At 48.1% G+C, this 21,057-nt stretch carries 18 protein-coding genes; 12 read left to right on the top strand and 6 right to left on the bottom strand.

Annotated features, from left to right (window positions below; all coding sequences use genetic code 11):
• Positions 1-94 precede the first annotated feature (94 nt).
• The 6 genes from rpsA to HER31_RS06830 all read left to right on the top strand — a co-directional run bounded on the left by rpsA (position 95) and on the right by HER31_RS06830 (position 6,855).
• Entirely contained in the window at positions 95-1,765 is a 1,671-nt protein-coding gene (gene rpsA, locus HER31_RS06855) for a 30S ribosomal protein S1 (protein ID WP_168659872.1), read from the top strand.
• 67 nt (positions 1,766-1,832) lie between these two features.
• Positions 1,833-2,114, top strand: coding sequence for an integration host factor subunit beta (gene ihfB / locus HER31_RS06850; protein WP_168659871.1), 282 nt, complete (start codon positions 1,833-1,835; stop codon positions 2,112-2,114).
• A 367-nt stretch (positions 2,115-2,481) separates the two neighbouring features.
• Positions 2,482-2,745: a LapA family protein gene (locus tag HER31_RS06845; protein ID WP_168659870.1), complete on the top strand. Its 264-nt coding sequence runs from the start codon at positions 2,482-2,484 to the stop codon at positions 2,743-2,745.
• On the top strand, positions 2,745-3,893 hold the full coding sequence (gene lapB, locus HER31_RS06840) for a lipopolysaccharide assembly protein LapB (RefSeq protein WP_168659869.1): 1,149 nt from the start codon (positions 2,745-2,747) through the stop codon (positions 3,891-3,893). Before HER31_RS06845 ends, lapB begins: the two co-directional genes overlap by 1 nt.
• An 18-nt stretch (positions 3,894-3,911) precedes the next feature.
• The gene (gene pyrF, locus HER31_RS06835) at positions 3,912-4,607 is read left to right on the top strand and encodes an orotidine-5'-phosphate decarboxylase (RefSeq protein ID WP_168659868.1); all 696 of its coding nucleotides are present in this window, start codon (positions 3,912-3,914) and stop codon (positions 4,605-4,607) included.
• A gap of 487 nt (positions 4,608-5,094) precedes the next feature.
• Positions 5,095-6,855 (top strand): acyl-CoA dehydrogenase C-terminal domain-containing protein, encoded by a 1,761-nt coding sequence (locus tag HER31_RS06830; protein WP_168659867.1) that lies wholly within the window; start codon positions 5,095-5,097, stop codon positions 6,853-6,855.
• Here HER31_RS06830 and HER31_RS06825 read toward each other — a convergent pair.
• Entirely contained in the window at positions 6,852-7,172 is a 321-nt protein-coding gene (locus HER31_RS06825; protein WP_168659866.1) for a hypothetical protein, read from the bottom strand. The genes HER31_RS06830 and HER31_RS06825 overlap by 4 nt on opposite strands.
• Before the next feature lie 147 nt (positions 7,173-7,319).
• Positions 7,320-8,723: a D-alanyl-D-alanine carboxypeptidase/D-alanyl-D-alanine endopeptidase gene (dacB, locus tag HER31_RS06820; RefSeq protein WP_168659865.1), complete on the bottom strand. Its 1,404-nt coding sequence runs from the start codon at positions 8,721-8,723 to the stop codon at positions 7,320-7,322.
• 409 nt (positions 8,724-9,132) lie between these two features.
• On the opposite strand from dacB, the gene pssA reads away from it, so the two are divergent.
• From pssA to HER31_RS06790, 6 genes are all read left to right on the top strand, one after another.
• Entirely contained in the window at positions 9,133-10,488 is a 1,356-nt protein-coding gene (gene pssA / locus HER31_RS06815; protein WP_168659864.1) for a CDP-diacylglycerol--serine O-phosphatidyltransferase, read from the top strand.
• A 67-nt stretch (positions 10,489-10,555) separates the two neighbouring features.
• On the top strand, positions 10,556-11,752 hold the full coding sequence (locus HER31_RS06810) for a methyltransferase (RefSeq protein WP_168659863.1): 1,197 nt from the start codon (positions 10,556-10,558) through the stop codon (positions 11,750-11,752).
• Between the two features lie 34 nt (positions 11,753-11,786).
• Positions 11,787-12,461, top strand: a complete 675-nt coding sequence (locus HER31_RS06805) for an ABC transporter ATP-binding protein (protein WP_168659862.1) — start codon at positions 11,787-11,789, stop codon at positions 12,459-12,461.
• The gene (locus HER31_RS06800; protein ID WP_168659861.1) at positions 12,454-14,796 is read left to right on the top strand and encodes an FtsX-like permease family protein; all 2,343 of its coding nucleotides are present in this window, start codon (positions 12,454-12,456) and stop codon (positions 14,794-14,796) included. The genes HER31_RS06805 and HER31_RS06800 overlap by 8 nt, the downstream gene beginning before the upstream one ends.
• The gene (locus HER31_RS06795; RefSeq protein WP_168659860.1) at positions 14,793-15,857 is read left to right on the top strand and encodes a lipocalin-like domain-containing protein; all 1,065 of its coding nucleotides are present in this window, start codon (positions 14,793-14,795) and stop codon (positions 15,855-15,857) included. Before HER31_RS06800 ends, HER31_RS06795 begins: the two co-directional genes overlap by 4 nt.
• 58 nt (positions 15,858-15,915) lie before the next feature.
• The gene (locus tag HER31_RS06790) at positions 15,916-17,106 is read left to right on the top strand and encodes an amino acid aminotransferase (RefSeq protein WP_168659859.1); all 1,191 of its coding nucleotides are present in this window, start codon (positions 15,916-15,918) and stop codon (positions 17,104-17,106) included.
• An 82-nt stretch (positions 17,107-17,188) separates the two neighbouring features.
• Here the strand turns inward: HER31_RS06790 and HER31_RS06785 are convergent, their stop codons facing one another.
• From HER31_RS06785 to potA, 4 genes are read right to left on the bottom strand one after another with little or no spacing between them, the layout of a single operon-like run.
• The gene (locus tag HER31_RS06785) at positions 17,189-18,229 is read right to left on the bottom strand and encodes an extracellular solute-binding protein (RefSeq protein WP_168659858.1); all 1,041 of its coding nucleotides are present in this window, start codon (positions 18,227-18,229) and stop codon (positions 17,189-17,191) included.
• Positions 18,230-18,270: 41 nt separating this feature from the next.
• Positions 18,271-19,047, bottom strand: coding sequence for a spermidine/putrescine ABC transporter permease PotC (gene potC / locus HER31_RS06780; protein WP_168659857.1), 777 nt, complete (start codon positions 19,045-19,047; stop codon positions 18,271-18,273).
• A complete protein-coding gene (gene potB, locus HER31_RS06775) occupies positions 19,044-19,895 on the bottom strand; it encodes a spermidine/putrescine ABC transporter permease PotB (protein WP_168659856.1) in 852 nt (283 codons plus the stop codon). The genes potC and potB overlap by 4 nt, the downstream gene beginning before the upstream one ends.
• Positions 19,885-20,991 carry a spermidine/putrescine ABC transporter ATP-binding protein PotA gene (gene potA, locus HER31_RS06770; RefSeq protein WP_168659855.1) on the bottom strand — a complete coding sequence of 369 codons (1,107 nt, stop codon included), beginning with the start codon at positions 20,989-20,991 and terminating at the stop codon, positions 19,885-19,887. The genes potB and potA overlap by 11 nt, the downstream gene beginning before the upstream one ends.
• Positions 20,992-21,057: the final 66 nt, after the last annotated feature.

The following is a 21,057-nucleotide window of genomic DNA, read 5'->3' as shown; positions in this document are numbered from 1 at the left end:
TCCAATTAGCGTCTACTTCAAGGATGAAATAGGCAAAGGACAACAACCCCGCGTCCAGGATGGCCGTGGATGACCTAAATTTAAAAGAATATTCATGACTGAATCATTTGCTCAACTGTTTGAAGAGTCGTTGCAACAACTGGAAACTCGTCCAGGTGCAATCGTTAAAGGTACTGTAATTGCAATCGAGAACGGTATCGTTCTGGTTGACGCTGGCCTGAAATCCGAGTCCCCAATCCCTGCTGAACAGTTCAAGAACGCTAAAGGCGAACTTGAAATTGAAGTTGGTTCTGAAGTAGACGTTGCTCTAGACGCTATCGAAGATGGCTTCGGTGAGACTCAACTGTCTCGCGAGAAAGCTAAGCGCCACGAAGCTTGGGTACGCTTGGAGAAAGCTTACGAAGAGCAAGAGACTGTTATCGGTGTTATCAACGGCAAAGTTAAAGGTGGCTTTACTGTTGAATTAGACGGCATCCGTGCATTCTTGCCTGGTTCTTTGGTTGACGTTCGTCCAGTGCGTGACACTCTGCACTTGGAAGGCAAAGACTTAGAATTCAAAGTAATCAAGCTTGACCAGAAGCGTAACAACGTTGTTGTTTCTCGTCGTGCAGTTATCGAATCTGAAAACTCTGTTGAGCGTGAGCAGCTGCTAGAAAACTTGGCTGAAGGCCAAGAAGTTAAAGGTATCGTTAAGAACCTGACCGACTACGGCGCGTTCGTAGATCTGGGCGGTGTTGACGGCCTGCTGCACATCACTGATATGGCTTGGAAGCGCGTTAAGCATCCTTCTGAAATCGTTAACGTTGGTGACGAAATCAACGTTAAGGTTCTGAAGTTTGACCGTGAGCGTACCCGTGTATCTCTGGGTCTGAAGCAACTGGGTGAAGATCCATGGGTTTCTATCGCTAACCGTTACCCAGAAGGCGCACGCCTGACTGGTCGCGTTACCAACCTGACTGACTACGGTTGCTTCGTTGAAATCGAAGAAGGCGTTGAAGGTCTGGTACACGTTTCTGAAATGGATTGGACCAACAAGAACATCCACCCATCTAAGGTTGTTAACCTGGGTGATTCTGTGGAAGTTATGGTTCTGGACATCGATGAAGAGCGTCGTCGCATCTCCTTGGGTCTGAAACAGTGTAAGTCTAACCCATGGGAAGACTTCTCTCAGAACTTCGCTAAAGGCGACAAGGTTACCGGTAAGATCAAGTCTATCACTGACTTCGGTATCTTCATCGGCTTGGACGGCGGCATCGACGGTCTGGTTCACCTGTCTGATATCTCTTGGGCTGCTAACAGCGATGAAGCTGTTCGTGACTTCAAGAAGGGCGACGAAATCAACGCAGTTGTACTGTCTGTTGATCCTGAGCGCGAGCGTATCTCTCTGGGTGTTAAGCAGATCGAAGAAGATCCGTTCAACAAGTACCTAGCAGACAACAAAAAAGGTACTATCGTTATTGGTACCATCACTGCAGTTGACGCTAAAGGCGCAACCGTTGAGTTGGGCGAGAACGCTGAAGGTTACATCCGTGTAGCTGACATTTCTCGTGACCGTATCGAAGACGCGAGCACCGTTCTGAACGCTGGTGAGCAAGTTGAAGCGAAGATTATGGGCGTAGACCGTAAGAACCGCACTATCTCCTTGTCTATCCGTGCGAAAGACGAAGCTGAAGAAAAAGAAGCTATCGAAACTTTGAACCAGAAAGAAGAAACTGTGTTCTCTAGCGCGATGGCTGAAGCTTTCAAAGCTGCACGCAACGACTAATCGCCTGCAAAATGGGAGGTATAGCCTCCCATAGGCGACTGTATTTTGGCTATTCAGGAGAGCGAGGATGACAAAATCCGAACTTATTGAACGACTTGCCAGCAAGCAGTCGCACCTTTCCTGTAAGGATGTGGAAGGTGCCATTAAAGAGATGATCGAGCAGATGGCGGGCGCACTGGAGAACGGTGATCGCATCGAAATCCGTGGGTTCGGTAGCTTCTCATTGCACTATCGTGCCCCTCGTGTTGGGCGTAATCCTAAGACTGGGCAATCGGTAGAACTTAACGGCAAGTATGTTCCACATTTCAAACCGGGCAAGGAATTGCGCGAGCGCGTGAATAACGCCTAAGTTTGTTGTTAAAAAACCCCGCGATTTTCGCGGGGTTTTTTTATGCCTTTTTGTTAGCTGTATTAATTGTTTACGCCGTTATCTAAATTCAAAGTAACTACTGCCAAACAATTGCTAGACCGTTAATTAGTTCGAAAGTCAGATTGATCAACAGCGTAAGTATCAGCTTGGATGCGGTCCTTAAAGCCTGCTGTTATCATGATTTGGTCTGCGGAGAGTTCGCGTTATCCCTACGGGTGTGTGCCTACATGCGGCCTTTGTGCGCGTATCTGATGAGATCAACTATTTAATCTACTTGGTAATAGTGGCTTGAAAACGTTTTTTGTTGGATAATTCGGTTAATTTCCTTTGGGTTAAAGGCAAGATCGTGAAAGCATTTTTAGTTACGGCAGTGATCGCTGTACTGTTCATCGTTACCATGGCGTTTGGCGCCCGTAATAATCAGTTGGTTGAGGTTAACTACTTCATCGCTCAGGGAGAGTTTGCCCTTTCTTGGATCGTTGGAGCAATGTTCTTAGCCGGTTTCACCATCAGTTGGCTGATGGCATTTGCTATCATCGTACGTCAGAAGGTGACCATTCGTGGTATGAAGGCGCGTTTAGCAAAGCAAACGTCAGAAACCACTAGCTGATGCTTGAACTGCTTTTTTTGCTTCTGCCGATAGCAGCAGCCTACGGCTGGTATATGGGCAAAAGAAGCAACCGTATTACTCAGCAACGCAGCAGCGACAACCTGACTAAGAATTACTTTGAAGGGTTAAACTTTTTACTGTCTGATCAGCCAGATAAAGCGGTAGATCGGTTTATCGAACTGCTTCAAGTTGACTCTCATACCTTTGATACCCACTTATCGCTAGGAAACCTTTTCCGCAAACGCGGTGAGGTGGATCGCTCCATCCGCTTACATCAAAACTTGATTGCTCGCCCAAGCCTGTCGCTAGAACAAAAAGATATGGCGATGATGGAGCTAGCTAAGGACTATTTGGCTGCCGGTTTGTTTGACCGTGCTGAAGAGATCTTAGTGCAATTGATAAAGGAGCCAGATCACAGTGATGAAGCTGAGAAGCAACTGTTATCAGTATATCAAGCCACTAAGGAGTGGTGGAAAGCGATCAATCTAGTTAAACGCTTTAAACGCGCGAACCGCAAACAGCTTCAGCCTCAACTCGCCCATTTTTATTGTCAGTTAGCCGATGAAAGCAAAGACGACAAAGAGCGTTTTGGCTACTGGCAGCAAGCGATAAAACTTGATCAGCGCTGTGGTCGTGCCTATATCGCGCAGTTTAAGGCGTATTGTGAGCAACAGCAGTTCGATCGCGCCATTAATGTACTCAGCATGATTACCACTCATTGTCCTGAATGGTTTGCAGAGACGTTGCCTCAAGCGATACAACCGTTTCAACAGCAAAATTTAGAGCCTGAATACCAGCAAATGCTGCATAGTGTGCTCGATAAACATCAGTCCGCAACGGTGACGCTGGCACTGGCTGATACGATGCCTGCGGAGGATGCGCAAGCAATGATCCTAGCGCAGCTAAAACGCCAGCCAACCATGAAAGGCTTTCACCACTTGATGAAGCTTCATGCGGACGCAATGGCTTCAGACTCGAGCCGAGACAGCCTATTGCTGCTAAGCGACTTGGTAGAAAAACAGATTAGATTAAGACCCAAATATCGTTGTCTTCAATGTGGGTTTCCTGGCCATAGCCTTCACTGGCATTGCCCCTCGTGTAAGTCATGGGGGCAAATTCAACGGATCCAGGGCCTCGACGGCGATTAACCCCTACGGAGTAAAATAATGAGTAACGATCCAAAAGTTTTAGTAGCGCTAGATTTTGATAATTATGACCAGGTTATGGCGCTGGTAGAACAACTCGATCCGAGTAAATGTCGACTTAAAGTTGGCAAAGAGCTGTTTACTTTGTTCGGGCCGCAGATCGTTAAAGCGTTAGTAGCCAAAGATTTTCAAATCTTCCTCGATCTTAAGTTCCACGACATTCCAAATACTGTCGCCAAGGCGGTTACTGCGGCGGCAGAATTGGGAGTTTGGATGGTAAACGTTCACGCTAGTGGTGGCGCGAAGATGATGTCTGCGGCCGCAGAAGCATTAAAACCATATGGTGACAAAGCACCGCTACTTATTGGTGTAACCATGCTAACTAGCATGGTCGAAGAGGAACTAAGCCAGCTGAATGTCAGCAAAAGTGCCAATGAACATGTGCTGTCGTTAGCTACTTTGGCGAAAGAGTCTGGCCTTGACGGTGTGGTCTGTTCAGCTAAAGAAGCGGTAATGCTTAAACAAGCCCTTGGTCATGAGTTCCTGTTGGTTACCCCTGGGATCCGTCCTGCTGGTACCGACCGCGGTGATCAGCAGCGGGTCATGACACCTGCAGAAGCAGTAACGGCGGGCAGCGACTATCTAGTTATAGGACGCCCTATCACTCAAAGTGAGCAACCAATTGCTGTGCTCGATGCCATTAACCAAACGATTTAAGTTATTGCGTTGAAATAAAGGAGGCTCGGCCTCCTTTTTTTATGGCTGTTTCACAGTTAAGTGTTGAGGTTTATATCGAGCCTTCGGCTCTAGCAATTGCGGTGCTTTAGGCGAGGATGTCGCGGCGGCGACCTAAGGCAGGATCTCAATGACGGCAGTGTCTCACCCTTGTATCAAAACTTGCCTAGCCGGTGCTTTAATAGCATTGGTAAGAACAACACTTAGTTGGTACACCCCGTTTTTTATTGGTTAGAATCGATCTATATGCCTGTTGGTTGCTATCACAGCCGACGTTTTGGCGGCTTTTCCCCTTCAATAAACGTTACTTCGCTGTTTGTTCGCTACATTTCGCTCAAATCAGGCGTAGTTTCCCGTTTGGTAACTTTTCCAATAAAATTGGTCTCAATGACTTGATTTAGCCTCGGCTCAGATTAGAATCAAACGACCGTTTAAAAAATCGTTTAAACCAGTTAGAGAAGGGATACCCATGACTTACCAAGCTCCGCTTCAAGATATGCAATTTGTATTGATGGACGTATTTGGAGCGGCTGAGCAGTGGCAGTCGATGCCTGCGTTAGCTGACAACATCGATGCAGACACCGCTTTAGCCATTTTGGATGAAGGCGCCAAGATCACCTCTGAATTGCTTGCCCCAATTAACCGTAATGGTGACGAGCAGGGCGTTAAGTTGGTTGACGGCGTTGTCATTACCCCAGACGGGTTTAAGGAAGCCTATAACACCTACGCCGAATCCGGTTGGGCAGGTTTCGGCGGCGATCCTGAATTTGGTGGCATGGGTATGCCAAAGAGTCTTGGGGTGCTGTTCGAAGAGATGTGTTACAGCGCCAATAACTCATTTACCCTTTATGGTGCACTGAGTGCCGGCGCAGCGTTGTGTATTCATCGTCATGGAACCGAAGCACAAAAAAAGCTGTATTTACCAAAATTGTACAGCGGCGAATGGGCTGGAGCTATGGACATGACTGAACCACAGTCCGGTTCTGACCTTGGTGGGGTACGTACTAAAGCCAGTCCGCAAGAGGACGGTAGCTATAAAGTCTCGGGCACCAAAATTTTTATCACCGGTGGTGATCAAGACCTAACCGAAAATGTCGTTCATTTAGTACTGGCACGTTTACCAGATGCGCCTGCAGGGTCCCGCGGTTTGTCGCTATTTATTGTTCCGAAGTTTATCGCCAATGACGATGGCTCCATTGGTGCGCGCAATGGTGTTAACGTCGGTGCGTTGGAACATAAAATGGGCATTAAGGCCTCGGCCACCTGTGTTATGCATTTTGAAGAGGCGACTGGCTATTTGATTGGCAAAGCCAACCGTGGCCTTATCGCCATGTTTACCATGATGAATTACGAACGCTTGTCGATAAGCTTACAAGGCATTGGCTGTGCTGAGATGGGTTATCAGATGGCTGCAGAATACGCTAAGGACCGAAATCAGGGTAAAGGTGGCGTCCACAAGACTGACGCTACTGCTGATCCTATTGTGGTTCATGGTGATGTTCGGCGGATGTTGTTAACCATTGCAGCGATGACGGAGCCTAGCCGAGCATTAGCTGTTATGGCGGGTATGGAGCTTGATAAATCGAAGTATGCCACTGCCGGTACTAAAGAAGCGGAGCAGATGGTGAATCTGCTAGTGCCACTATGTAAGTCGTTTTTCACTGACTTAGGCCTTGATAGCACCATCCATGCCCAGCAAGTATTTGGCGGCCATGGTTTTATCCGTGAAACCGGAGTAGAACAATTGGTTCGTGATGTTCGTATTGCCCAAATCTATGAAGGCACTAACGGCATTCAAGCACTTGATCTATTAGCACGGAAGGTGATTCCTCATGAGGGTGCGGCGTTAAAGGCGCTACAAGTTCAAGTTAGTGAGGTTACTGCAGCGGTAGCGCCGGAGTATAAGGGGTGGGCTGATAGCGTTGATAGCGCCTTTGGGCGGTTATTGGATGCAGCGCAGACAATTAAGAATGCCGATAATGCAACAGACAGCGTCAATGCCGCTGCCGTCGACTACTTGCATGCAATGGGGTACGCAACCTACGGTTACCTATGGTTGAAAATGCTTAATGCTTTACCTACATCTTCTCAAAGTCAGCAGTTCAAGCAACGTAAAGTTGCTATCGCTGAGTTTTATTTCGGGCGTTTAATGCCACGCTTTGATGCCCATTTAGCCAGCGCACTTGCGCCAACCGACGTAACGATGAAGTTAGCAAACGAGCTATTTTAACGTCCACTTCGGCTTAGTTTTTGCTTTTCGAGGCTATGAATATTGGAACTTGGTTGTGGAGCATAACGATCTGCAACCTCTTTCCAATGGTGCTTCGGTAAATAAAACAGGAAGTAACGCTCTTTCAGGTTATTGGTTACAAACCCCATGCCGTGGCGACAGACTTCAGCATGAACATCAGCAATAAAATCTTGGCGAATAGTCTGACGACCAGACAGTTCGCGAATGTCCGCGCGGTCGAGATACACCCCTTCTGCTTGATTACCAAACCGGTCGATCATCCAAACAGCAAACTCTTTAGCACTTTTCATTGACATATATGTCTCCCACAAGAGCAAGAAAACTTCTAATTCAATACTTTAGGTATAGTCAAATTCTACAAAAACATCGCGAATTATTTATTCCCCAAACAACGAATGGTTATCACTTTGTGATAAATAGCGGCAAAAGTGTACCTAATTGCATTAATTGTCGCTGAAGCAACGATGATGGATACATTGTAATAAGGCTTGTTCAAACTCACTGACCTGAGCCTTAGCGTCGGCACTATTGCCATTGATGCCGTTAACGAACTGAACAACAACCAGTTGTTGATCATCCTTGGTGGTAATTATACCTGCAAGGTTGGCGACTTGTTTAAACGTGCCAGTTTTCGCTTTAAGTTTGCCGTTGAGTTTTGCGGTACTCTTGCGGTAACGCAGCGTTCCGGTTTGACCTGCTATCGGTAGCATATCGTTGAGTGGCTGTAAGCGTGGGTCCTGCTGCCAAGAACTGAGCAAAGTAGCCAATGTGCGCGGGCTAATAAGATTGTAGCGGGACAAGCCAGAGCCGTCATAGAGATCACTGCTACCAAGATCCATATCCAAATTGATTTTAAGACTGTCGCGCATGGCGCTGATGCCAGCTTGGAAGCTACCAACATTGTACTTTCGTGCACCTAGGGTACGGAGGATACTGTCACTGACTAAGTTATCTGAATTGCTCAACACCAGAGTGAGTAATTTGGGCAGCGTTGCCGAACGATGCAAACCAACTTGGCTGGTTACGGCTTGCTGTTGGTCTGGATCTCCCTCAAGTGAGATATTGAGCTGTTGTAATTGCTGATATATCACCTTGCGCACGTAATCTTCAGGCTCGTCTAACGCCAACGCTAAGTTAGTCTTTTTATTAGTGCAGCCACTGAGTCGATACACCTGATGGTCAACATTAAGCTCAAGCGGGCAGAACGAGCTCATCGGCTCATAGCGGACATTAGATTCGATGTTAAGCGGGATATGAGCTGATTTATTGACGGCGATATGGCCAGCTTTAGGTTCAAGTGCGACGTGAACGCAGTTGCCATCGAGCATAACTGCTGACGCAGGGGCTGAGAAACAAACACCAAGATCATCCCACGGCCATCCTTTAGCTCGATCGTAACCATAAAACAGTTGGTCGTCGAAGATCAGCTGACCCTTGATGGTATGGATGCCTTGCAGCTGAACCTGCTTGAGCAGTTGGTAGAGATCGGCGCGGCTGAACGTTGGATCACCACTCATTTGAATAATCAGGTCGCCTTCAGCTACGCCATTATTGACTTCGCCGGTAAATACTCGCGTGTGGTAACGAAAGTCTGGCCCAAGCTCGAGCCACGCCGCCGTCGCAGTTACCAGCTTTAGTGTTGAAGCCGGAAGCATCATGTTGTCGGCGTTATGTTCCGCCAAAACCGTGCCAGCGGTATTGGTAAGAATGAACCCCATTTCACTGCCTTGCGGCAGTAAGGTGCCGAAATCTGCATAATTAGCGCGAGCGGATACAGCTGGAACGGTTAATAGGACACTCAAAATCAGTGACTTTAAGCTAGATTTAGTAGTGATTTTAATGCTCATCTATTAATCGTATCTGGAGGCAGGCTGAACCGCTTGCGAAAAATTATGAATCAAGACCTTCGTTATGCCTTGTACGCAACAGTCGCCATTATGGCATCAATTGTCGCTTTGTCTGTAGTCGCTATCACTACTTCCTGAATTTCGGTTGTTTTATCGATAGTGACTGGTCTTGCAATGGTGTGAACTGACTCACGTTCTGATTGTTGCTAAAGCAAGTTCTACAATAGTGATCCATTAAGGGCTATTAGATGCTTGCTACTGTGCTAATCCTCTGTTTAACATAGCGGCGTTAAAGCTGTGTTTTTCGCTAAACCCCTTGAGAGAGGCTGTTTTTTGTTCTCCGGGATTAACGAATGGCGCTTACAATGTTTTTACTCGAGGCCTTTGGTCGTCGCTAATTAAGAAAAGTATGCATCTAGCAACTCAATCAATTCATCCATGGTTAGACCAACTTGATGGTGTAACCGTATCTCCAACCGAATTCGAAGTACTCACGTCGACACAGGAGTATCGCGAACGGTTGATTGAACTGATCCGTACCGCAACTAAGCGAATCTATCTGGCGGCGTTGTATCTGCAAGATGACGAGGCTGGTCGAGCTATTCTGACTGAGCTTTATCAGGCCAAGCAGCGTGAGCCCCAATTAGACATTCAAGTTTTGGTCGACTTTCATCGTGCCCAGCGCGGCTTGATCGGCAAAGGCCCACAGGTCGGTAACGATAAGTTTTACCGCGACTGGGCTGAAAAATTTGCTCCTGCTGAGATTGGCGTTCACGGTGTGCCGGTTAAAAGTCGAGAGTGGAGTGGAGTACTGCACCTAAAAGGATTCGTTATAGATGACACCCTATTGTATAGCGGTGCCAGCATTAACGATGTTTACCTTGGTTGGAATGAACGCTACCGCTACGATCGCTACCACGTAATTAGCAATCAAGCACTGACCGATTCGATGGTTGCCTTTATGGCCAACGAACTGATCAACGACGATGCAGTAGTGTCGCTCTTGGAGCTTCCGATCCCGACAGCCAAAGAGATGCGGCGCGAGATCCGCAAATTCAAGCTGAAGCTAGCCCGTACCCGTTATCGATTTAATGATAAGGTCGAGTGCAATGATGGCATTAACATCTACCCACTGTTGGGCTTAGGCCGAACCAGCAACCAGCTAAACCAAACAATCGTCAAGGCACTAAAAAGCGCGCAAAAGCGTGTGTTTGTCTGTACACCTTACTTCAACTTCCCGGCACCGGTAATGTCTGCTATTGGCAAGTTAATGAAGCAAGGCGTAGAAGTAACCGTAGTGGTTGGTGACAAAACGGCGAACGACTTCTTTACGCCGCCTGACGAACCGTTTTCCGCGGTTTCAGCATTGCCTTACCTGTACGAACAAAACCTAAAGCGCTTTGCTTATCGTTATCAGCGTTACATCGATAATGGCAAACTCAATATCCAATTGTGGAAGTGTGACAATCACAGCTACCACTTAAAGGGATTGCAGATAGACGACAGCATCTATGTGTTAACTGGTAATAACCTTAATCCACGAGCGTGGAATTTGGATCTTGAAAACGGCCTGTTGGTTCATGATAAACAAGGGACACTAACCTCCCAGTTTGCCAATGAACGCCAATGTATTCTGCGCAATACAGACCGGGTAAGTCACTTTAGGGATATCGAACACAACAGTGTCTACCCACCTAAGGTGGCTAAGTTGTTAAAGCGAATCCATCGCGTCAAAGCGGATTTGCTGCTTAAGCGAATCCTGTAACAGAAAGGCAGCTTAGGCTGCTTTTTTTGTTTTTGTTTTTGTTTCGTGTTGAGTAAGGAGTAACCCTTTGGTCTCTCAATGGCAGCAGAGAATAACCCAGCTGGTTCACTACCTTGGCAGCTACCGAAGTCTGTGGCATGAAAGTGTGTTCAATCAACCGCAGCCGTTGTGGTTGCAACAACACCCACAACTTGCAGATTGGCTGTTGGCGCTGCCAGAGCAGCAGGTAATCGAGTACGACTTGAACCAAGCTGCATTAATTACTGACGCTAGCGTCTATTTAAATGATCTTTATGACCTTGCTAAGCTCTCCCAATTTGACTTGGTAGAGGTAGCGTTACCGAAGCCGATTAACCCTCGCCAGTTCGCTCATATCCCCGGTAGGAAGTTGGAACAGATCCAATCTTTTGTAGCGGCATTACCTCCATACGACGGTAAATTATTGGAGTGGTGTTCAGGCAAAGGCCACCTCGGCCGCTTGTTCGCTCAGCAGCACGGCAATAGTGTTGTGAGCTTGGAATACGATAAAGCGCTGTGTGACAGTGGCACTGAGTTGGCAGCGCGGGCGCAACTACCACAACGATTCATTTGCCAAGATGCATTAGCCACTGAAGCAGCAGATGTTGTCCAATCACGTCAGCGCGCAGTTGCCTTACATGCCTGTGGCGATCTTCACCGGCAGCTGTTGCACCACGGAGTCAACAACAAAACGGAACAGTTAGCCATAAGTCCTTGCTGTTACCATCTAACTACCGAAGAACTCTATCAGCCGCTGTCTAACCTTGCTCTCGAGTTATCGTTACCCTTGGATCGCAGTCATCTACGTTTAGCGGTCTTGCAGACCAAAACGGCACCGGAGCGGGTTCGGCGTTTAAGGGCAACAGAAGTTAGCTATCGACTTGGCTTTAAGCGTTTGTTGGCGAGCATTAATGTACTGCAACAACCACTACCGTCTTGTGGTAAAGCGATATTCTCTCAAGGGTTTGAGTCATTTTGCCGCTGGGCGTGTGCCGAACTGCGGATTGAGTTGAATACAACACCCTGCTGGGATGAGCTTGAGCTGCAAGGTCAGGCTGATTGGCAACGGCAACGGCGGCTTGATCTCGCTCGGCAACTGTTTCGACCTGCATTGGAAAGCTATCTGGTGCTAGATCGTGCCCTATATTTGGCTGAAAACGGTTATCAAGTAAGTATATCTAGGTTCTGTCAGGACCAGATCACCCCTAGAAACATACTGATTTTCGCAAAACGTCATTCAGAGTGATCCTAGTAACTGATTTGTAGCGTAAAGTTTAAATATGATTAAACTCGAAAACGTTACATTCAGCCGTGCTGACGGCCAACGAAGCCGTAAAATTGTCGACCAACTAAGCCACCAGATCGAACAGGGCAGTCAGATCGCTCTGCTTGGCGATAGTGGCGCAGGCAAAACTACGCTTTTGCGGCTGATTGGTGCGTTAGAACCGCTGCAACAAGGTAAGTTGTGGGTCAACGGAACCGAGCTATCCCAATTAGATGCGACAGATCGAGCACTGCATCGGCGTAAGCAAGGTGTGGTGTTTCAAGACTGCCAACTGTTGTCTACCTTATCCGTTCGCGACAACATTTTGCTCACGTACCGTCTCGCTGACGGCCACGGCTCGCCGCCCCTATTTGAGCCACTGGTAGAACAACTGGGGATATCATCTTTGCTCGACCGAATGCCACAACAACTGTCTGGTGGCGAACAGCAACGGGTTGCCATTGCCCGAGCGCTAATTCATCAACCTAAATTAGTGCTAGCGGATGAGCCGACCGGTAACCTTGATCAAACTAACTCCACTGTGGTGTGCCAACTACTGCAGTCGCTTGCTCGTCAGCAGGGGGCAACACTGTTAATGGTGACCCACAGTCAACGCTTAGCGCAGCAATTTCGTCAAAATTTGATACTCGCCAATGGCAAGCTAACGGCTGCGAGTAACAGTAATGAGTAGCATGTGGCTGCGGTTATTGCTGGGCGAATGGCGTCAACATGCGCTGCTGTACCTATGGCTAGTGGTTGGGTTAGTACTAGCTGCTGGTTTACTCAGCGGTGTTGAGGTGTTGAATCGCGCCGCCAAAAGCAGTTTTAGCCAAGCGGAAGGCAGTGGCGACCAACAACCATCTTACCGATTGTACTCACTCAATCCCGGCTATCAGATCCCGCACAGCTTTTGGCTTAAACTGAGGCTAAAAGGCATTGAGGCGCAACCGGTGTTGATCGGGCGGATTAAACTCGCCGATTTAACCTGGTTGCCGTTACGGGGGTTGTCGCTGCCAACAGTAGACGGTCGTCCGCATTGGCAAACCCTCGTTTCTCCTCAAACTGCATCAAGGCTAGGCTGGAGTAACGACACGGTAGCCTCCGATCATACTGGCCAAATGTTACCGCGGTCGCAGGTTGTTGCTGGGCTAGGAAGTTGGCTTTGGATGGATCTGGCCCCAGCTGCACGGCTGTTAGGCAGCGAAGATAAAGTCTCGTTTCTGGATATTGCCAGCCTAACGAGCACACAGCATCAATGGTTAACTGCTCAGCTAGATGACGATTGGCGTTTGGCGTTGCAATCAGACAAGGCGCAGCAACAACAACCGCTGCTAAGTGCATTTAGCATGAACCTCACCGCCTTGGCGGTGTTGAGTTTTTTAGTTGGGCTACTTCTGGCATATCACGCTTTATCCAGTTTGGTTCGCCATCGGCAATATCGCTATCAGGTTTTGACTCAGCTTGGGGTTGCTCCGAAACAGCTGGCAACTGCAACCGCAGTTGAACTAATGTTACTCAGCTTGGTTACAGGGGTTGGTGGCAGTGTGGTTGGGGTAACTATTGCTCAATGGTTGAGTCCAGGGGTAGAACTCACCTTAACAGCACTTTATCAAGCCGATTCGGTATTTGAGATTCACTGGCGTTGGCAATATGGCCTGTATTGCTGTTTGTTGATGGTACTGACTTTGTCGTTGTTATTGGCGGCAAAGTTAGCGCCATGGCACAAACTCCAATCCTTTGGTCGTTGGTTATTACTGCCACTAGTTACCGCCGTGATATGGCTAACACTTTATGCCGCAACACAAGCGCAGGCATTAATATTATCCGGTCTCACCTTGCTACTAGCAATGGCAGCGATCCCGCTGCTATTGGCTAAGTCCATCGGTCTACTGGCCAATTACACTAGCCGATTACCAGTCAATCTGAATTGGGCACTAGCCGATCTAAAGCAAAGCCGTGTCAGTCTTACTATGGCGTTGGTGGCGATAAGTCTGGCGTTAGCAACCGCGATTGCCACGCGCATACTTACTGGTTCGTTCGCCATCGCCCTAGATCAGCATCTATCGCAACGGCTGTTTGCAGTTGCCTATATTCGTGCACCAACCGAACAGCTTGAGATGTGGCTGCCAAAGCTTGAACAACTCGATGGCATCACCGACGTAAAATCGTTAAGTCAGCGCGAGGGTGAGGTTGTCGGCAGGGCAACTAATATCAAAGTGGTTTCGTCAAAGCAGGTACCAGTGGACACCTTTCACTTTAAGCAAGCTGACGAGCACTGGTGGTTGGCCGCTGCAAATGGTGCTTGTTTAATCAACGAGCCGATGGCTCTGCAGCAAGGGTTAACTGTGGGTCAACAGATAGAGGTAAGTAGTGGTCATGCCCAATTTAGCTGTAACGTCGCTGGGATCTATTACGACTATGGCAATCCCAATTGGGAAATCACCGTAGAACGATCTTTTGCGATTACTGAGATGCGGAGCTTGCCGTTGCTCGGGCTCGGCCTAAAAACGGAGTCGATGAGCTATAGCGATTCATTGGCCCAACAACTTGAATCCGATCTTGGTATTCCCGCAGCAGCGGTATTCTGGCAACAAGATGTTCTCGCTACTGCTCAGAGTTTGTTTAAGCGCACGTTTGCGATAACCGATGCCTTGGCATGGCTCACCTTGGGAGTGGCGTTAATATCGTGGTTGGCGAGCCTGATGGCGCAGCGAAAGCTGTGGTCGCCTACTAACGACTTGTTGTCGACGTTAGGTATGACCCCAGCGCAGCTATTTGGTGCGCGTATTGGTCAGCTTGGGCTGCTGCTTAGCTTGGCGCTGACTTTTTCTGCTGCATTGGGGGTTCTACTTGGCTGGCAGTTATTGGCTCGGGTTAACCCGCTTTCGTTCGGTTGGAGCATGCCGATATACCCTATGGCCGGTCAATGGTGGGTGTGGATAGGTATTGTTATGGCATTGTCGCTGCTGTTGGCACTGCTGCCAGCAAAGCAGGCTCACATTCACGCGGTTGGGGAGCGCTTATGACTAGGGTGTTAGTAGTATTGCTGTTTGCCATCGCAATCGGTGGCTGTTCTGAGCAGCCAACTAACGAGGGCATTAACGATACCAGCAATTCTCGTGGTGCCAAGGTTGTTGCCGGTAAACCGATAAGCTTCCCTAAAGATCACGGCCCTCATAACGATTATGGTCTTGAATGGTGGTATCTCACCGCCAACGTAACTGATCAAAATGGGCTTCATCATGGTATCCAATACACTCTGTTTCGTTTTCTAGGGCCAACCGCAGATCAAGGCGAGTGGTGGGATGGTCAATGGTACATGGGCCATTTGATGTGGGAGCACCAAGGGCAGCATCTGGCCTGGGAGCGGTTTGGTCGCGGTGTAGGGCAGGCTGGCGTGGTTGCGATGCCATTTGCTGCTTGGGTTGATGATTGGCGCCTGCAAAGTGTCGGGGATGATTATTTACCACTGGCACTTACTGCGACCACAGCTGAGTTAACACTTGATTTGGTGTTAGCCGACTCACCGTTGGTATTACATGGCGACCAAGGCTTTAGCGATAAAAGTGGCGATGGTAGTTTAGCTTCATATTATTATAGTTTGCCACGATTACAGGTAAGCGGATCCATCAGCGCTGACGGCGAACCATTTCAGGTTAATGGCACCGCGTGGCTCGACCGGGAGTGGTCATCAGCACTGTTAGATGACCGTTTTAGTGGCTGGGATTGGTTAGCTCTCAATTTTGACGACGGTGACAACATGATGTTGTTTTGCTTACGTGGTGATGGTCATGCCAGCAATTGCGAAGCAACGTGGATCGATGCCAACGGCACGGTTAGTACCTTTGGTGGCGACCGATTCTCATTGGCTCCAAGCAATTTTGTTGAGGTTGATGGCGGCGATTATCCACTTGAATGGCGAGTGGTTGTTCCGCACAAAGAGATCGACGTAATGGTGCGCAGTAGAAGCAATGACCAACTAAATAGATTGTCTACCACTTATTGGGAAGGCCCGACAATAATCAGTGGTAGCAATTCCGGTTATGGTTTTATCGAAATGACTGGTCGGGGCGAGGATTTTCGTTAACAGCCAGTCGCCGCAAATGGTAAAGTGATATTGTCATTCCACTTATAGTCGTAGACCCATGTTTGAAAAGATAAAACAAGCTCCAGCCGATCCTATTCTTGGTTTAAACGAAGCCTTTAAAGCCGACAGCCGAAGTAACAAAATCAATCTTGGTGTTGGCGTATATAAAGATGACGCCGGTCGTACTCCAATTCTTGGTTGTGTAAAAGCCGCAGAAGCACTGATTTTAGAGCGCGAGCAGACCAAAAGTTACCTTGGAATTGATGGCCACATCGCCTACCGTCAGCAAATAAAAGGGCTGTTGTTTGGTTGCGACCATCCGGTGGTCAATGCGGATAGAGTTCGAGCCGCTCAAGCGCCAGGCGGTACCGGTGCTCTTCGTATCGCAGGCGACTTTATCAAATCAAACTTGGGTGACAAAACCATCTGGATCTCTAATCCGAGTTGGGCCAACCATAAACAGATCTTCACTACCGCGGGTTTAACCGTAAATCAGTATCGCTACTATGATGCAGAACGCCGTAGTTTAGATTTTGATGGTTTGATGGCCGATCTTGATACCCTTAGCGATAACGACGTTGTGGTATTACACGGCTGTTGTCACAACCCTAGCGGTATTGATCCAACCCTAGCGCAATGGCAACAGATGGCCGCTAGCGCCAAACGCAACGGCTGGTTACCGTTGTTTGATTTTGCCTACCAAGGTTTCGCCACCGGGGTTGATGAAGACGCTGCTGGTTTGCGTTACTTTGCCGCTGAGCTTGAAGAGCTGTTAATTGCCAATTCATTCTCAAAGAACTTCGGTTTATACAACGAGCGCATTGGTGCGGTTTCAGTGGTCGCTAAAGATACTGACGCAGCCGAGCGGTCGCTATCGCAGATCAAACGTGTAATCCGTGCAAACTACTCAAATCCACCAAGTCATGGTGCTGAAGTGGTCGCAACCGTCCTGGCCGAGCCCGCATTACGCAGCCAATGGCTAGACGAATTGGAACAGATGCGCAGCCGTATTAAACTGATGCGCGGCGCATTTGTAAAAGGGTTAGCGGATGCAGGTGTTGCAGGCGATTTTAGCTTTATTGAGTACCAGAACGGCATGTTTAGCTTTTCCGGCTTAACCCCAGCACAAGTAGGGCAGCTAAAAGAGGAGTTCGCTATCTACATCGTAGGTTCTGGTCGTATAAACGTCGCCGGCATCACCAATGATAACCTGCCACACTTAATTGCAGCGATTAAAGCGGTTTCATAATGTAACCGCTGTTTATCCATAGCAATAAAAAAGGAGCCTAAGGCTCCTTTTTTGTGGCTATGGCACGATAAACTCGCAACGATTACATACCGGCGCGCAGTTTATCCCAATAGTCGCTGTACAGCTGAACGGCATCACCTACATCTGATTGGAACTCACCTGCTTCGATAACTTCGGCTGATGGGAACACCAGTGGGTTGCCAGCGAAATCTGGATCCATTAACGCTTTAGCGCTCTTGTTAGCGGTTGGGTAACCGATCTCTTCGCTCACACGTGCAGCAATTTCTGGACGCAGTAGGAAGTTGATCATCTTGTGCGCTGCTTCAACGTTCTCAGCACCAACCGGGATAGACATGTTATCCATCCAAAATACTGCGCCTTCAGTTGGGTAGATCATGCTGATGGCAGGATCTTCCTTTTGTGCTTCATAGGTAGAACCGTTCCAGATCATTCCCAACGACACGTCGCCAGCAACGTATGGTGCGCCTGGGTTGTCACTGTTGAAGGTTAATGCGTTCGGCATTAACTTACGCAGCAGCTCATAAGCCTCTTTGATCTGCGCCGGATCTTGACTGTTAGTTGAGTAACCTAATATCCGCAGTGCCATATGGAATACTTCACGTGGGTCATTCATCAGCATCAGCTGACCTTCCCATTTAGGGTCCCACAGATCCTTCCACGAGGTGATGGTGGTAGGATCGATCTCATCGGTGTAGATACCAATTCCGGTTGATCCCCAGATGTATGGTATTGAGTAGGTATTGTTTGGATCGTACTCTTTATCGAGCATGGCGGTATCAAGGTGCTTAAAGTTGCTTAGCTTGGTTTTATCAACCGCTTGCAGCAAACCTGCGTCAGCCATCTTCTTAACGTAATAGGTACTCGGCACCACGATGTCATAACCCTTACCCTTAAGCTGATCTACCTTAGCGAACATCATCTCATTAGAGTCATAGGTGGTGTAGATAACTTTAATGCCAGTTTCCTGTTCGAACTCCTGCAACAACTCTTCTGGCATGTATTCAGACCAGTTATAGAAATACAGTACGTTGTCTTTGGCGTTTGCAGCGGTAGCTGTAACCGCCAGCAATGCGGTAATCAGCAACGCTTTAATTTTATTCATCGTAAATAACTCCCCTTGGTTGGAATGCGCTTAACTGGGTATTAGGCGCTGGGTTTTTGTTTAAGTAAAAATTGCGAGATGGCGACCATTATCAGCGATAACAGCAGCATAACTGCAGCAAGTGCGTTGACTGACGGTTTAACGCCAACCTTAACCATCGAAAATACTTTCAATGGCAAAATTTCGAAACTTGGTCCAGTTACAAACGAACTGATGATCACGTCATCAAGCGATAAGGTGAAGCTGAGAAGCCAACCGGCAGCAACAGCAGGGAAGGCCATTGGCACAATGATTTTAATAAATGTGCGCCATTGACTGGCTCCAAGATCTCGGGCAGCTTCAATAAGGAACGGATCGAAACCTGACAAGCGGCTATAAACACTGACGACCACAAAGGGTAAGCAGAAGGTGATGTGTGCGATCAGTAATGACCAGAAGCCAAGCTGGACACCAATGGTGACAAACAAAGCAAGCAGTGACACCGCCATTACGATGTCTGGCGATGCCATAACAACAAACAGCATGCCATTTAGCGCTCCCTTACCGCGGAAACGGTAGCGGTGCAGTGCCACTGCGGCAAGGGTACCAATGACGGTGGCTGCGGTCGCTGCTACCGTCGCCACTAACAATGAGTTCATAGCAGCGTCCATCAAGCCACTGTTGTTCCACATAGCGCTATACCACTTAGTGGTGAACTCCCCCCATCGGATCCCGCTTTTGGTGCTATTGAATGAGTTGACTACCAGCACCACAATAGGCAGATATAGGTAGATAAATAGCAGCGATATAAATCCCCACTTACCGATACGACCGATCATGCTTTGGCCTCTTTAACGCTGGTATTTGCACGGTGATACGCCCACATCAATAGACCCATAATGGCGATTAAGCTAACACTGAGCGCAGCCCCAAAAGGCCAGTTCCGTGCAACCAAAATTTGATCTCGAATGATATTACCAATCAATAAGTTACCAGCACCGCCTAATAGATCTGCGATGTAGAACATGCCAAGGGCCGGGAGGAATACCAATAAACAACCAGAGATAACCCCAGGTAGGGTTAACGGCCAAACCACCGTCCGGAACGTATTCAATTTGGTCGAGCCAAGATCTCGGGCCGCTTCAAGGTAGGTATTAGGCATCTTTTCGATAGCACTGAATAACGGCAGAATCATGAACGGCAGCAAAATGTAGACCAAGGCGATGATTACCGCCGTTTCGGTATACATCATCCGTATTGGGCTATCGATAATGCCCAACTCCATTAACCCCTTGTTGATAATGCCGCGGTTACCCAAAATTACCTTCATTGCGTAGGTACGGATCAATGAGTTGGTCCAAAAAGGCACGACAATAAGGAACAGCAGTAATCCTTGCACTCGTTTTGAGCAGGTGCTGATCAACCACGCAGCGGGGTACCCCACTAATAGGCAGATGATGGTTGTCACGCCCGCCAGATAGATTGAATGCAGCAATACCTTAGCGTAAAGCGGATCAATCAACTTGGCATAGCTATCGAGGCTAAACTCGGGGCGGATCATCTCTTTGACGTCGGATGTCAAAAAGGAGACTGCAACCACCATCAGGTTAGGGAAGAGCACGAACAGTACCAACCAGGTGGTTAACAGCCCAAGACTGACCCATTTGAACTGATCTCTAGCCTTCATAAGGCAATACCACTTCCCAACTCGCTACCCAGGTAATTGCGACTTGTTGACCTAAGCTGTGGTCAAAATCTGGGTCGTCTTCGTCGAAGAATTCCGAGATCTGCATCTGTTTACCGCTTTCCAGTTCGATCACCGAATCAAGGGTCATGCCTTTATAGTTGCGCTCGAGAACCTTACCAATTAAGCCCTGTTGCTCTGCGCCATTAGCGATCTCAACCAGCCGCATATCTTCCGGGCGCAACAATACATGCACCCGTTGCTGGGGCTGCAATGGTAATTCGCTATGGATCGTAAACTGGCGTTGTTCAATCTCTACCTGGTATTCATCTTGGGCTGTTGCTTGCAATACTAATGCATCGAAGATATTCGACTCACCAATGAATTGAGCAACGAATAGGTTCGCTGGGTTTTCGTAAATCTCTCGTGGTGAACCTTGTTGTTCAATCGTGCCGTTGTTCATAACGACGATACGATCAGACATTGATAATGCCTCTTCCTGATCGTGAGTAACAAAAACAAAGGTAATGCCCAATTGACGTTGCAGTCGTTTCAACTCGTTTTGCATCTGCTTTCGCAGTTTGTAATCGAGCGCACTCAGGCTTTCGTCGAGTAATAGCAGCCGAGGCTTATTGACCACAGCGCGAGCAATGGCGACCCGCTGCTGCTGACCACCGCTTAATTCACTCGGCATACGTGCGTGAAAATCATTAAGCTGCACAGCTGCCAATGCTTCATTTACGCGCTGGCGGATCTCGGCTTCGGCAACTTTTTGGGTACGCAAGCCAAAGGCGATATTTTCATATACCGTCATGTGTGGAAACAGCGCATAGCTTTGGAAAACGGTATTAATGTGGCGCTTTTCAGCGGGAACGCGAGTGATATCTTCGTTACCAAGATAGATCGCGCCGCCATCGAGTGGCTCTAATCCGGCGATAATACGCAACACCGTGGTTTTGCCGCAGCCTGAAGGGCCGAGTAGAGTAACAAACTCACCGTCATAGATGGTCAAGTCAAAGTCACTTAGGATAGATTTGTCACGATATGCTTTATTGGCAGCATTAAGTTGGAGGACTGCCGAAGGTTTGTCTTTGCTCATCAATTCTATCACGCGGCACATTAGCCGCCTCAGGTCGGGTGAAAAATCGAAGGTCGGATATTACGC

This window comes from Ferrimonas lipolytica, from assembly GCF_012295575.1.
In the GTDB taxonomy this organism is placed as follows: Bacteria; Pseudomonadota; Gammaproteobacteria; order Enterobacterales; family Shewanellaceae; genus Ferrimonas; species Ferrimonas lipolytica.
The sequence above is the reverse complement of the archived record's forward strand: the minus strand, read 5'-3'. Positions and strand labels throughout refer to the sequence as shown.

Coding starts and splice junctions, on each gene's coding strand:
- rpsA (WP_168659872.1), top strand. CDS start 95: ATGACTGAATCATTTGCTCAACTGTTTGAAGAGTCGTTGCAACAACTG.
- ihfB (WP_168659871.1), top strand. CDS start 1,833: ATGACAAAATCCGAACTTATTGAACGACTTGCCAGCAAGCAGTCGCAC.
- lapB (WP_168659869.1), top strand. CDS start 2,745: ATGCTTGAACTGCTTTTTTTGCTTCTGCCGATAGCAGCAGCCTACGGC.
- pyrF (WP_168659868.1), top strand. CDS start 3,912: ATGAGTAACGATCCAAAAGTTTTAGTAGCGCTAGATTTTGATAATTAT.
- HER31_RS06830 (WP_168659867.1), top strand. CDS start 5,095: ATGACTTACCAAGCTCCGCTTCAAGATATGCAATTTGTATTGATGGAC.
- HER31_RS06825 (WP_168659866.1), bottom strand. CDS start 7,172: ATGTCAATGAAAAGTGCTAAAGAGTTTGCTGTTTGGATGATCGACCGG.
- dacB (WP_168659865.1), bottom strand. CDS start 8,723: ATGAGCATTAAAATCACTACTAAATCTAGCTTAAAGTCACTGATTTTG.
- pssA (WP_168659864.1), top strand. CDS start 9,133: ATGCATCTAGCAACTCAATCAATTCATCCATGGTTAGACCAACTTGAT.
- HER31_RS06805 (WP_168659862.1), top strand. CDS start 11,787: ATGATTAAACTCGAAAACGTTACATTCAGCCGTGCTGACGGCCAACGA.
- HER31_RS06800 (WP_168659861.1), top strand. CDS start 12,454: ATGAGTAGCATGTGGCTGCGGTTATTGCTGGGCGAATGGCGTCAACAT.
- HER31_RS06795 (WP_168659860.1), top strand. CDS start 14,793: ATGACTAGGGTGTTAGTAGTATTGCTGTTTGCCATCGCAATCGGTGGC.
- HER31_RS06790 (WP_168659859.1), top strand. CDS start 15,916: ATGTTTGAAAAGATAAAACAAGCTCCAGCCGATCCTATTCTTGGTTTA.
- HER31_RS06785 (WP_168659858.1), bottom strand. CDS start 18,229: ATGAATAAAATTAAAGCGTTGCTGATTACCGCATTGCTGGCGGTTACA.
- potC (WP_168659857.1), bottom strand. CDS start 19,047: ATGATCGGTCGTATCGGTAAGTGGGGATTTATATCGCTGCTATTTATC.
- potB (WP_168659856.1), bottom strand. CDS start 19,895: ATGAAGGCTAGAGATCAGTTCAAATGGGTCAGTCTTGGGCTGTTAACC.
- potA (WP_168659855.1), bottom strand. CDS start 20,991: ATGAGCAAAGACAAACCTTCGGCAGTCCTCCAACTTAATGCTGCCAAT.